This window comes from Paracoccaceae bacterium, from assembly GCA_019454225.1.
Lineage (GTDB): Bacteria > Pseudomonadota > Alphaproteobacteria > Rhodobacterales > Rhodobacteraceae.
Genome location: CP075370.1, coordinates 196,808 through 210,423 on the forward strand (window position 1 = coordinate 196,808; position 13,616 = coordinate 210,423).

The following is a 13,616-nucleotide window of genomic DNA, read 5'->3' on the forward strand; positions in this document are numbered from 1 at the left end:
GTGGGTGGCCAAGACGGCCGTCGGACAGCCATGTGCGCGACCGCGCGTGTGGGGTGTCATGCCGGTTTGCCGCGGGCAGGAAAAATGCTGCCATGCGCCTGACGTCAGCGCTTCTCAGTGGAAGTCCCGGCTGGGAAACAGCCGTCTTGCCTGTTCTTGCCGGTAATGCGTGCGGACGGCATACCGCGCGGGGCGGGGGGCATCGTCGGCTTCCGGCTGGGTGACACCCACGGCCCTTTCCAGCGGATGGCCAAGATCGGCCAGGCGGTCCGAAAGGTCCTCGATCCTCTCGGCGATCAGATGCGTGACGATCCCCTCGCGCTCCAGCCGTCCTGTCACGCGCAACAGCCGCCCGCCCATCACGATCCGGCGGAAACGCGCGTAGGTCTTCGGCCAGACGACGACGTTCGACACCCCCGTTTCGTCCTCCAGCGTCAGGAAGACCACGCCCGAGGCCGTTCCGGGGCGCTGGCGGGTGATGACGAGGCCACAGACCGAGATATGGCGCAGCGGGGTCCGGCACAGCTCGGAATGGGGCGTGAGACCGGTGATGGAAGGGCGCAGCAGTTCCATCGGATGGGCGCGCAGCGTCAGGCGCATGGAGACGTAATCCTCGACCACCTCCTCGCCCAGGTGCATGGCAGGCAGCGTCACGGCGGGTTCGCGCAGCCCTTCGCCATCCAGCGGGTTCGAGAACAGCGGCAGCGGCGCAGGTGCGCGGATCGCCCTGACCGCCCAGAGGGCGTCGCGCCGTGTCAGACCCATCCCGGCAAAGGCGTCGGCCTCGGCCAGGCGCTCCAGAACCGAAGGCATGACGCCTGCCCGCAGCCAAAGGCTTTCGGGGTCCGGGTAGCCGTTGCCGCGCGCGGCGGCGATCAATTCGGCATCCGTCTCGCGGAAGCCCTTGATCTGGCGGAACCCCAGCCGCAGGGCAAGGGTTCCGCCCGGGCGCCGTTCCAGACGGTTGTTCCAGGTGCTGTGGTTCACGCAGGCGGGGCGGATCTCGACCCCATGCTCGCGGGCGTCGCGCACGATCTGGGCGGGGGCATAGAAGCCCATCGGCTGCGAATTCAGCAGCGCGCAGGCAAAGATCGCCGGATGGTGGCATTTCAGCCATGAGGACACATAGGTCAGCATCGCAAAGGCGGCCGCATGGCTTTCGGGAAAGCCGTAGTCGGCGAACCCTTCGATCTGGCTGAAGCATCGCTCGGCGACCTCGGGACTGTAGCCATTGGCCAACATGCCGCCGATGAACTTCTGCTTGTGCTGGCCGATGGTGCCCATCCGCCGGAACGAGGCCAGCGAGCGGCGCAACTGGTCGGCCTCCTCGGCGGTGTAGCCCGCCCCGACCATGGCGATCTGCAGGGCCTGTTCCTGGAACAGCGGCACACCAAGCGTCCTGCGCGTCACCTCCTCCAGCGCCGGGCCGAAGGGTTCCGGTTTTTCCAGCCCCTGCCGCCGCTTGATGTAGGGCTTGACCATGCCGCCCTGGATTGGTCCGGGACGGACGATGGCGACCTCGATCACCAGATCGTAGAATTCGCGCGGCTTCATCCGCGGCAGGAAATTCATCTGCGCCCGGCTTTCGACCTGGAACACGCCGACCGCATCGGCGCGGCAGAGCATGTCATAGGTCGCCACGTCCCCCTGCGGGACAGAGGCGAGCGTGTGGCGAATGCCCTCGTGCTCCTCCAGCAGGTCGAAGGCCTTGCGAATGCAGGTCAGCATCCCAAGGCTGAGTATATCGACCTTCAGGATGGCCAGTGCGTCGATATCGTCCTTGTCCCATTCGATGCAGGTGCGCCCCTCCATCGCGGCATTCTCGATCGGGCACAGTTCGTCCAACCTGCCTTTGGTGATGACGAAGCCGCCGACATGCTGGGACAGATGGCGAGGAAAGCCGATGATCTCGCCAATAAGCGCGATGGTCCAGGAAATGCGGTGATCCTCGGGATCGAGACCAACCTCACGGATTCGCGCGGGATCCGCCCCGCCGTTCGACAGGCCCCAGATCTGCCCGGAAAGGCTCGCGGTCACATCCGCGCTCAGACCCATGACCTTGCCCACCTCGCGGATCGCGGCACGCGAGCGGAAGTGGATGACGGTAGAGCACAGTCCCGCGCGCTGGCGGGTGTATTTCTCATAGATCCACTGGATCACCTCCTCGCGTCGCTCGTGCTCGAAATCCACGTCGATATCGGGCGGCTCTCCACGGTAGCGCGAGAGGAACCGCTCGAACACCATGCCGATCATGTCAGGCGAGACATCGGTGATGCCGAGAGCCCAGCAGATGATGGAATTCGCCGCCGATCCCCGGCCCTGGCACAGGATACCGCGCTTGCGGGCCTCGGACACGATGTCATGGACGGTCAGGAAATATGCGGCATAGCCCAGTTCGCCGACGACGTTCAGTTCCTTTGCCAGCAATCCCTGATACCGCTCGGGGATGCCCCCCGGACAGCGCCGCGCCAGCCCTTCGCGCGCCAGCCTCTCCAGCCGGACCGGCGGCAGTTCGCCATCCGCGATCTCGTCGGGGTATTCGTAGCTGAGTTCGGACAGGTCGAAGCCGCAGCGCGCCGCGATTTCCAGCGTGCGGCGGATCGCGGCTGGGTGGCGATGGTAAAGCCGTTCCATGTCCGGGGCGCCCTTCAGCCGACGCTCTGCATTCATCAGGGCGCGGGTGCCGATCTGGTCGATGGTGATATGTTCGCGCATGCAGGTCAGCACATCGGCCAGCGGGCGGCGCGCGGCGCGATGCATCAGCACATCGCCCACCGCCACCATCGGGCTCGACGCCTGCAGCGCAAGATCGGCGCAGGCGTCGAACCACGCCTGGTCCGACCCGTCATAGCGCGGCGCGGCGCCCAGAAAGACATGGCCGGGATAGCGGCGCGCCATCTTTCGGACCGGATCAAGCGCCTGCACGAGATCTGCCGGTGTCAGGTTTCGGGGGGGCAGCGCGATCAGGATCATGCCCCGGCAGCCGCCATCGGAACCGGGGGTGGCCAGATCGGCCGATGTCAGATGGCACTCTCCCTTTCCGGCCCGGCCCTTGCCCAATGTCAGCAAGCGCGCAAGCCGGTGCCAGGCGGCGCGGTCCGTGGGCAGGGCCAGCCATTCGACCGTGCAGTCGCGCAGCACCAGCCGCGCGCCCACGATCAGCCTGGGCAGTCCCGGCAGGACCGGTCGGACAAGATCCTGCGGCGGCCCGATTTCCTGCCGTGAACTGGCATCGATCCGGCGGGTCGAGCGGATGCGCAGGCTGCGCTCGGCCTCTTTCCTGAGCGACTTCAGGGCGGACCATGCCCTGACCACCCCTGCCAGAGAATTGCGGTCGGTGATGGCGATCGCCTCCAGCCCAAGTTCGGCGGCGCGCAGGACCAGTTCTTCGGGGTGCGAGGCGCCGGTCAGGAAGGTGAAGTTCGTGGTGACGCAAAGTTCGGCATATCGCGCCCGAGGAACGTTGTCCTCCGGCGGGGAAAAGACAGAACCCCTCATGCAAATTCCCCATGCACGAACCAGCCGGGATTCTGCGGCGTGTGGAACAGCCACAGCCGCCGTCCCTGATGGGTCTCGACCCGCCAGTAGTCGCGCAGCCCTGAATGCCGGCTGTCCTCACCCACCCACCATTCCGGAGCGATGCGTTCCGGCCCCGTGGCGCGGGCGGTCGTCAGCCGCATCCGCCGCCAGCGAAACCTTGCAGGGGGGGCCGCACCATGGGTGGCGATGGGTTCGGGTGCGAACAGCCGCAGGGGGCGCGGACGGGGCGCGCGCCAGCCCTCGCAGGCCTTCGTCCCGGCCGCGGGTGCCATGACGAAACTGCGTTCGGGAATATGGCTGTCCGCCGGCACGAAGCGCAGGATGTTGTCCAGCCCGATCCGCGTGCCGATCCGGGTGATCAGATTGTCCAGTCGGTCCGGGGCCTCCGACGCCGGGCCGACCTGCTGGATGGGCAGGGGTTCGACCTGTATGGCCTCCAGCCGCAACTGGTCGATGCCGAAACCCGAATCCAGCCCTTCCACCGCGCGGGCGAAAAGCGGCAGGATGCGGGCAGGATCGCGCATGGCAGCGGCAAGCCGCAGATCGACCTGCAGACTTTGCTGATCGATCCGGCGCAGGGTCAGGCGCAGGGCCCGCGCCCCGGTTTCCTGCACCCTGAACCTGCTGCAAAGCGCATCAAGCAGCCGCGCCGTTCCCGCCATCACGTCCGGCACCAGCCCGATCGGTTCGGGCAGGGTCAGGCGCACCGCATAGGGGGGTGGATCGCCAAGCGGGGTGATCGCCTCGGGCTGCACCCCTGTCGCCTGATCGAGGCGGGTCAGCAGCCCTGGACCGAAGCGTCGTGCAAGAGGGGCACGGGATGCCCTGGCCAATGCCCCGATGGTCCGCAGGCCCAGCCGCTGCAGGGCGATGTTCGTCTCCTGATCCAGCCGCAGGCCAGCGACGGGCAGCGCCTCCAGCGCGGCAAGGCTTTCGCCCGGGCGCGCGATTCCTCCGCCGTGATGGGCCAGTGCCCAGGCTGCACCGCGCGTGTCGGCCAGCCCGATTCGCACCGCCAGGCCCGCCCGTTCCAGCCGCCACTGCATGTCATCGAGCATGGCCCGCTCATCGCCCCAGAGATGCGCCGCGCCGGTGATGTCGAGGGTCAGCCCATGCGTCTCCTCCAGTCCCACCCAGGGGCAATATCGGGTCGCCCATCGGCGCAGGATGCCCAGCATGCGGGCATCGCAGGCGGGATCGGCCGGCGCGACCCGCAGCACCGGGCAGAAGGCCCGGGCTTCCGAAAGGGACATGCCGCGACGCAGCCCCGCCACCTCGGCATCATGGTTCAGGCAATGGATCTGCTCGATGTTGTTCAGCCGAAGCGTGACCGCGAAGGGGCCTTCAACCGGGCGCAACCGCAGAACCCGGTCGCTGGACAGCCGGGGCAACCACACCGAGACGATGCGCCGCCGTGTCCCAACGAACATGCCAAGCCCCAGTTGTTCCCGATTTGTTCTTTGTAATTTCCCAGCGCATCAGAGTCGAGTCCGGTCGTTCCCGGACATCGAGGACGGGCTCGCAATGCCAGCGCGTCTCGCTGGCCGGACTGCCCGCACCCTCCGGGATCAGGCAAAGGCCCGTCGATTGCCCGGCCTTTGCCGCCAGTTGCAGCCGCCGCCCCTCGCGCAGGTCAAGCGGGCGGGTGATCTCGATCACCACCAGCTTGACCACCCCGTCCCTGAGCGCCTCTTCGGCGACGGCGAGCGTATCCGTCTGATCCCTTGTCCGCACGATCAGGATGCGCGCGGGATCGCAGAAATCCGCAAGGCCCCTGGGGTCGAGCCCCCCGGCCTGCCAACCCTCGCGCAGCCAGAACAGAGGCCCCGCGCTCTGCGCGCAGACAATCGAGGCAAAGCCGGTCGCACCCGGCCCGCAGACCTCATGAACGCGGGCGGGACGCAAGCGGGGAGGGGAGTTCGAGGGCGCGGACATGACTCGAAACTATAGTACAAGCGCCAGGGATGTAACCATCCGGTCTGGTCGCCTTCCGTTCCACTGCCATCCCGCCCCGCGACTCACGGCCAGGCAACGCCCCCGAAACCGCGCGGCGCGTCTGGTCCCATGCCGGCGGCTGGCCACTGCCCCGCACTCAGGTCAGGATCAGATCCTGGGCCAGCCCCTCCAGACTGGTGATGCCGGAAAGGGTCAGCACCGCGTCGGGGCCAAACTCGAACACCACATTGCCGTCCTCGATCCGGGCGAAGGCGGTCATCACCTGCTCGGCCGTCAGCGTGCTCGACCACAGCGCGCGCGACAGGACGATCGAGTCGACCCCCGGCTCGAAATCGACCACCCGGTCGTGGCCCATGTCGGGCAGGAACACGAACCAGTCGGCGTCTGGCCCGCCGCGCAACTCGTCGTTGCCGCCCTCGCCGACCAGCGTGTCGGCGCCGCCATCACCCCTCAGGGTGTCGTCGCCTGCGCCGCCCAGCAGCATGTCCGCGCCATTGCCGCCGCGCAACAGGTCATCTCCGCCCTCGCCGAACAGGGTATCGTCCCCGTTCCCGCCATAGGCCGCATCGTTGCCGGCGCCGGTGCGGATCTCGTTCGCGATTCCCGATCCGGTCACCCGGTCGTTGCCGTCGCCGGTGGTGACGGCCTCGATCCCCCGCAGAAGGTCAAGCCCGTGGCCGGTGTCCTGCGCGGCAGTGATGCGCAGATCCACGGTCGTGTCGGCAGCGCCCTGAAACAGGGCCCGGTCGAAACCGGCGCCACCGAACAGTTCGTCATTGCCCTGCCCGCCGATCAGCGTGTCGTTGCCGTCGCCACCCTCCAGCGTGTCATCGCCACCCCCGCCAGACAGCAGGTCATCGCCCGCCTCGCCCGCCATGAGGTCATCGCCCGCCGCGCCGACCATGCGGAACGCATTGGATGCGGAACCTACGGTGCTGGTCAGCGGGGCAAGGCCGCCCGCGACGTCGTTGAACCTCCCGTCGGCCAGACTGCCCTGCCAGTTCGCAAGCAGGCCGGGCTCCAGCGCTGGCGCCGCAAGCTGAGTCTGCCAGTGCGCGGCAATCTCTGCGGCAGTGCGCACGCGGTCGAACAGGCGCAGGTCCCCGTACCCGCCCGCAAATGCCTGGCCGGCATCGAAGCCGCCGCCGACCGCGTCCTGTTCCTGTCCGAAGGACAGGAAGCCCCCGCCTCGCGCCGCGGTGGCGAAGGCCGCGTTGGTCATCGTGTCGGCCAGAACCCCGTCAAGGTAGAGCCGCACCTGCGCCGCCGCGTGATCCACCGTGAGCGAGACGCGGTGCATCTCGCCGTCCAGCACACGCGAGGTGGCGACGCCGGTTGTCACGAAGGTGCCGCGATAGATCAGCCGCAGATTGGCGCCCGGCAATGCCTCCAGCACCAGTTCGTTGAACTGCGCGGGCACCGCATAGGACACAAGCGCCACGTTCCCGCTGGCGATGCGCCCCAGATCGTGCTGGACCACCATTTCAAGCGTCAGGCCGGTCGGCCCGCCGATCCTCGCAAGCCCCGACAGCCAGAAATGTTCGGTCGGCGACAGAACGGCCTGGTTGACATAGCCCAGCACCAGATCCGCAGGCCAGTCGCTGTCACCCTCCAGCGTGTCATTCCCGTCCCCGCCCAGAAGCGTGTCATTGCCGCCGCGGCCACGCAGCAGGTCAGCCCCCGCGCCCCCCGATATCACGTTGTCGACATGATCGCCGCCGATCCGGTCGTTGCCCGAGGCGCCGATGATGTTCTCGATCCCGGTGAACAGGTTGCGGTAGACTTGGCCGGGCGCCAGATAGTCGGTGGCAAAGGTGCCCTCGCGCCGCATCAGGTCGATGTCGACGGTTCCCTCGATGCGGATCGGCTCCCAGAAACGGCTGCCGTCCCAGCGGTCGCCTTCCATCTCGGGTGTGAAGGACACGACATCCGTGCCCGCACCGCCGATGAACTGGTTGAAGCCGGTGCCGCCATACAGGATGTCGTTGCCCCCGTGGCCGTTCAGGGTGTCGTTGCCCGCGTTGCCATAGAGGATGTCGTCGAAGGCCGAACCGACCAGCGCATCGTTGCCGCCGCCACCGATCAGCTGGCGGATCGTCCCCAGCGCGGCCAGAATCTCACCCGCGGCAGAGCCGCGGATCGACTCGATGCTGTCAAGGATGAAGGGACGGGTCGCCGGGCCTTCCAGAACGGTGCCGAAGGCATAGTCGTAGAATCCGGTCCAGTTGGTCAGGTCCAGTTCGTCAAAGCCGTCGCCGCCGAAGATCAGAGAGCGCCCGGAAGACCAGATGACGAAGCGGTCGTTGCCGTCCCCGCCGTAGAGCGTGTCATCGCCCCCGGTCTGGAAGATCGACAGCACGAGGTCGTCTCCGGTGCCGCCGTAGATCACATCGTTCCCGCGCGAGGTGTGAAGCTCGTCGTCGCCCGCCCCGCCATAGAGCGTGTCGCCGTAAAGCCCCGGGGTGCTGCTGCGCGCCTGAAGCGTATCGGCCCCCGCATTGCCCGACAGGATGTGCGAGGTCGTGGTGCCGGCCGTCAACCGATCGTTGTGCCGGCTTCCGATGATCTCCTCGAAACCGAATGCCGAGAACTGCCAGACAATTCCCAGATCCTCGGCGTCAACCTCCAGACGGCGGCCGACCACCCCGGCATAGCTGGTGTTGCCGGAACTGTAGAAGACCTCGTAGCCAAGCCGCGAGAAGTCCAGCACGTCGTGGCCGCTGCCGCCCTCGGCATGGACGAAGCTGATGTCGTCAGCGATCAGCGTGTCGTTGCCGCTGCCACCCCAGATCGTCGCCTCGCCGGTGCCGGGGTTGAAATGGTCGTTGCCCGCGCCCCCCCAGAACCGGTCGGCGGAAGGCGCGCCGGGCTGGGAATCCTGCGACGAGAACCGGTCGTCGCCCTCACCGCCATGGAACCATTCGGTGCCAGCCCCGCCGAAGAACACGTCGTTGCCGCCGGTGCCGGTGATCCGGGTCAGGTCGGGTGACAGCGTGTCGGTGCCCACCGAACGGCCCGTGGCGTCGAACTTGCGAACCGAACCCGCGGGCAGGTTCACGGTCACCCGCGCGGGCAGAAGCGTGGCCAGCTCCGACGAAAGAAAGCCCAGTTGCAAAAGGTCCAGCGGGCTTTCCGCTGTCGTGCCATAGTACAGGTGCCCGGCCCCGACGAGCGTGTCATTGCCGCGACCGCCGACAAAGACATCGGTGCCCGCACCGCCGTCCATGACGTCATGGCCGTCGCCACCCACAAGCGTGTCGTTGCCCTCGCCGCCCAGCAGCGTGTCGCGCCCGGCAAACCCCACCAGCACATCATCGCCGCCGCGCCCTTCCAGCCGGTTGCTGATATCGCTGCCCCAGAAATAGTCCCGCGCGGCCCCTCCGGTCAGGTTCTCGATGTTCTGAACCGCCTCGTTCGGCACGAAGGGTCGGCGCGTGGGGTCGTTCCGCAGGTCGACATGGTTGAAGCCTGGCGGCGCGCCGTCGCCCAGTTCGTAGACCGCCGTGTCGATCCCCGGGCCGCCGTCGATGAAGTCGATGCCGGGGCCACCGCGTATCCAGTCGTCGCCCCGGCCGCCGAACAGGGAATCCTCCGATTCCCCTCCGCTCAGGTAGTCGTCCAGATCCCGCCCGTAGAACAGGTCGCGGCCGGGTCCGCCCAGCAGGAAATCACGCTGCGGCCCGTCCTGGTCGCCGGTCAGCGTCACATGCGGCCCGCCGGCCACGCTGCCCGATTGCCGGATGTTGCCGAAGTCGCCCAGGGCAACCCGCTGATCGTTGAAGACCACGTCGGTCACGTTCAGGATCACATCGGTGCCTTGCGCCTGTTGGCCAGGGCCTACCCGAACATGCCGGGTCGTCAGGGTGGCGGTGGCCTCGTCGAAGGTGAATGCGAAGTCGGCGAAGTTCCCGAACAGCACGGCCACGTCCTGGCCGGGACCACCGTCCATCGTGTCGTCACCCTGCCCGCCGACAAGGACGTCGTCACCGTGACCCCCGAACAGCAGGTCATTGCCCAGACCCCCGGCCACGAGGTCGTCGCCCGCGCGGGCGCTCAGCGTCGTACCCGGGTTCGGGTCCGAACCCGGCGGCAGGTCGTCGCCGAGAATCAGTTCGCCGTCATCCGATCCCGTGGCCTGCAACAGCGTCACGAACCCGTTCGGGTTCAGGATCGGGTCCACCAGGGCATCAATCGCATCCCACAGATCGCGCAGCGGGCCTCCGTCAAGGGCCAGCGCGTCCTCCAGGTCCATCAGCATCGACTCGAAATTGTCGAAGACCGCAAGGTCGGGCAGACCCAGCCGCTTGAGCACATCCTTCACCAGCTTCTGGAAGCCCAGCGCATCCAGTATCGGGTTCAGCACCGGGTTCACCACGATGTTGAACACGAAGTCCGAGGCTTCGAGCGCCCATGAAATCGGGGCAAGCGCCTTGTCCACCACCGCCATCGGACCGCGCAGCACGGCCAGATTCGATACCAGCGCATTGACCGTGCCCATGATCGAGGCAATCGACCGCGCCGGGCCCAGGACCGGCGCGAAGGCCGCCTCGACCGCGTCGTCGGCCGCGGCGATCGCGTCAAGCGCGGCCTGAACCGACGGCAGGTCCGCCGGCTGTAGCGTGAGATTCGCATTGTCCACGGCCGCCAGCGCATAGGCGGGCAGCTGGGGCATCAGGCTGGCTTCCATCGCGTCGCGCAGGCTGCTCCTCACCGAGACCATGTCGGCCAGGACCGCCTTCAGCGCCAATTGCTGCGCCGAGACGATGTTGCTCTGGGTGTCGATCTGAGTCTGCAACTGCTTGAGATCGTTCCAGTCCCGATCCAGCTGCGTGGCTTTCGTCTCGACGGCGGCGGCACGGGCTTCGATCTGGCCGACCAACTGGGCCAGGGGATTCGTCAGGAACTTCAGCGCAGTGACCTTGCCGACCAGCTTCAGAAGCGTCTCGATCCCGGCGGCCGTCTGGCGCAACTGGCCTGCGTCGTCCTTGATCTGCTCAAGATAGGACAGCGCATCCTTCGCGACATCCAGCGCATCGGCAATCACGTCCAGACGGAACAGCGTCGCCTCGGTCGTGGCCGTCGCGGCAGTCAGCGTTGCGTCATAGATGACCAGTTGCGTTGTCATGCCGAACCTCTGCACCAAAAGCCAGGGTCCGCCCGGGGCGGGGCGCGACCACGGGCATGACGCTAGGTCAGCCATCGGCGCGGCGGTATGGGGTGATCACCCCTTCCTGTGGGTGCCCGGCGGCAGAAGGACGGCAACCGACAGCCCCGCCCCCCGTCGGGGCAGGCGGATCATCCGCCCGCCCTGCGCCCGGGCCTCGGCATCGGCGATGGCCAGGCCCCGCCCCTCGCCCGGCTGATTGGCGGCGGTGCGTGCCACGCGCGCTTCCGGCGCGGTCGCCTGCCGGAACTCTTCGGCCGACAGGCCCGGCCCGGTGTCATGCACCTCGACCGACACCATTCCGCCGCGGCGGCGGCAGCCGATCAGGACACGGCCCGTGGGCGTGTACTTGATCGCGTTCGACACGAGATTGCACAGGATGCGCAGCACCGACAGGGGGTCGGCCGCCGTGGTGACCGAGGTCGGAACGTGCCGCAGGTCAAGCCCGCGCTCGGCCGCATCGGCCGCGAACATGTCCGTCACCGCCGCGAGGATCGCACCAAGCGACAGGTCGTCGTCGGCCGGGCGCGGTGCGGGGGCGTCGGACAGCGCATCAAGGGTATGGGCCGCGGTCTGGATCAGCGATTCCATGTAGTCAAAGGCGCGGTCGGTTTCGGCCTGCCGCTCGGCGGTGCCGGTGGGGGCACCGCCCGGCGGCTCGGCCTCGGCCTTCACGCGCAGGCGCAGGCCGTGCAGGGGTTGTCGCAGGTCGTGGATCACGTTGGCGAACTGGTCGCGCTTGCGCGCCGCCGCCGCCTCCAGCGCCAGTGTCTGACGCTCCAGCTCGGCCAGCCGCCGTCCCAGAAGCAGCGTGCGTTCGGCCGCCGCCAGGTTTTCGCGCAGGACCGCCTGGCTGCGGTCGCGCATCTGGGTATAACGGTCAAGGATCGCCAGCCCCATCAGGCCCGCGTCGATCACCATCACCACACGCATCGAATTGGTCTGCGCGTCCTGCGACATGTCGATGCCGACATTGTGGATCAGGTTCATGAGTGTCGATGACACGACGGCACCGGTCCAGGCCAGCACGAAGAACCGCACCCGGCGGAAGTGCCGGCGCGCCACGACCAGCCCGGCAACCAGGCAGGTCAGCACACCCACCAGCGCCACCACGACGAAGGCCTGCTTGATCGCCTGCCGGTCCGCGAAGAACATCGCAAGACCAAGGCCCGCGCAGACCGCCATCACCGCCAGCAGCACCGCATCGGTGCGGGGAAAGTCGCGCCGCGTGCCCAGGAAGATCCGGGCATAAAGCGCCGACAGAAAGACGAATCCGCCCCCCCAGACCACCGAGGCGATGGAATTGAAGCCGGGCTGGTTCGGGTAGAGGTACTGGAACGCCGTGCCGTCGGCATGCATGACGAACAGAAGCGCCGATCCCGCATAGGCCGCAAAGGCCAGCGCGATCACCGACCGGAACACCGCCGAACCGATCAGCGCCGCCGCGATGAAGGCCGCCATGAAGCCGTAGAACACGAAGTTGCGGGCATAGACCACGGCGGTCGTCTCCAGGAACCCGGCACGCGTCTTGATCGACATCGGCAGGAGCGACGAACCCTCTGACCAGAATCGCACGAGGACGGTCGCCTGCTCGCCGGGTTCCAGGTGCATCCGCGTCGCCATCTGGGGAAACAGCATCGGCCGGGCGGTGAACGGAGTGGACGTCGACAGCGCCAGAAGATGCTCCGTCCGGCCATCCTCGCGGATCAGCCAGGTATCGAAGCTCTGCTTGAAGTTCTCGTGGAAATGCAGCACCCACTCCGCCTGATCGGCGGACCCGTTGCGCAGCCGCAGGCGCAGCCAGACGGCCTCGTCCCTGTAGCCGAAATCGGGCTGCACCCCGGCCACCGGCGCCCAGTCTGCCATCGCCTGCGCCTGCTCGGGGGTCAGGCTGTGGTCGGCATCGAACATGACCGACAGATGCGGCGTGACCGACTCGAACGGCACGGCACCGTTCAGCGCCAGCACCTCGGCCGCGTCGCTGGACCGTGGCGCCAGCCATGCTAATGTTATCGCGACAACTATTGCCAGGAACGTCCGCATCGCTTGATGATTGCCCTCCGGAGGTCTGTTTGACCATCAGTTTTGTGCTGTGCGATGATCATGTTCTGTTCCGCGAGGCTCTGGCCGGGCTCCTGCAGCAGCGCCCTGGCTACCGGATCGTCGGCCATGCCGGAAACGGGATCGAGGCGATCGCCCAGATCAAGCGTCATCAGCCCGACATCGCGATCCTTGATCTGTCGATGCCGGGTGTCGGCGGCGCCGAGGTGTTCGCCGAAGCGCGGCGCTGGTCGCCCGCGACGCGCTACATCGTGCTGACGGGCACGACGCAGGCATCGCTGCTGCGCCAGCTGGACCTCGCCGGGATCTCGGGCCTGGTCCTGAAATCGGCATCGTCCGACGACCTTTGCGCGGCCGTCGCCGCCGTGGCCCGCGGGGGGCGCTGGATCGCACCCGAGACCCGGGAACTGCTTGGCCGGTCCGGCGAGGTGCCGCGCCTCTCCGCCCGCGAGATCGAGGTATTGCACGCGATTGCCCGTGGCCTGTCGAACCCCGGCATCGCCGAGGCCCTGGGGATCAGCCCCAAGACGGTCGACAATCACCGCTCCAGCCTGATGACCAAGCTGGGCGTCCGCTCCACCGCCACGCTGCTCGTGGCCGCGATCCGCGCCGGTCTTGTCGAGCTCGACCCGCGCGACCCCCGCGTGCCCTGAAACGGCGACCGGGCCGGCCCACCCGCCGCACCGCGCCGAACCGACGTCCCGGCACCGGGAACCCATTGACCGCCCCGGCCATCAGGGATGCAGGCACGCGAACCGGGCGGCCAGACCCGATGTCATCCGCCCCCGGGCCAGGGGGTGATGTGGTCCGGCACGCGCGCCGAAATCCGGCCGCTCAGCAGGCAACGGTGGCCGCGTCCGGATTCTTCTGCGCGGCAATGCCGGGCCACCACCCC

General features: G+C 67.8%; 6 protein-coding genes. 1 reads left to right on the forward strand and 5 read right to left on the reverse strand.

What is annotated here, in order from left to right:
• Window positions 1-114: 114 nt before the first annotated feature.
• The 5 genes from KF887_01005 to KF887_01025 all read right to left on the reverse strand — a co-directional run bounded on the left by KF887_01005 (window position 115) and on the right by KF887_01025 (window position 12,703).
• Complete coding sequence (locus KF887_01005; protein ID QYK41755.1) at window positions 115-3,498, reverse strand: error-prone DNA polymerase; 3,384 nt, start codon at window positions 3,496-3,498, stop codon at window positions 115-117.
• Window positions 3,495-4,970, reverse strand: coding sequence for a DNA polymerase Y family protein (locus KF887_01010; GenBank protein QYK41756.1), 1,476 nt, complete (start codon window positions 4,968-4,970; stop codon window positions 3,495-3,497). Before KF887_01010 ends, KF887_01005 begins: the two co-directional genes overlap by 4 nt.
• Window positions 4,885-5,475 carry a hypothetical protein gene (locus KF887_01015; GenBank protein ID QYK41757.1) on the reverse strand — a complete coding sequence of 197 codons (591 nt, stop codon included), beginning with the start codon at window positions 5,473-5,475 and terminating at the stop codon, window positions 4,885-4,887. The genes KF887_01010 and KF887_01015 overlap by 86 nt, the downstream gene beginning before the upstream one ends.
• Window positions 5,476-5,632: 157 nt before the next feature.
• Entirely contained in the window at window positions 5,633-10,621 is a 4,989-nt protein-coding gene (locus tag KF887_01020; GenBank protein QYK41758.1) for a hypothetical protein, read from the reverse strand.
• Window positions 10,622-10,717: 96 nt separating this feature from the next.
• Window positions 10,718-12,703: a sensor histidine kinase gene (locus KF887_01025; protein ID QYK41759.1), complete on the reverse strand. Its 1,986-nt coding sequence runs from the start codon at window positions 12,701-12,703 to the stop codon at window positions 10,718-10,720.
• A 29-nt stretch (window positions 12,704-12,732) separates the two neighbouring features.
• Here KF887_01025 and KF887_01030 point away from each other — a divergent pair, with 29 nt between their 5' ends.
• On the forward strand, window positions 12,733-13,374 hold the full coding sequence (locus tag KF887_01030; GenBank protein QYK41760.1) for a response regulator transcription factor: 642 nt from the start codon (window positions 12,733-12,735) through the stop codon (window positions 13,372-13,374).
• The last annotated feature ends 242 nt before the right edge of the window (window positions 13,375-13,616 follow it).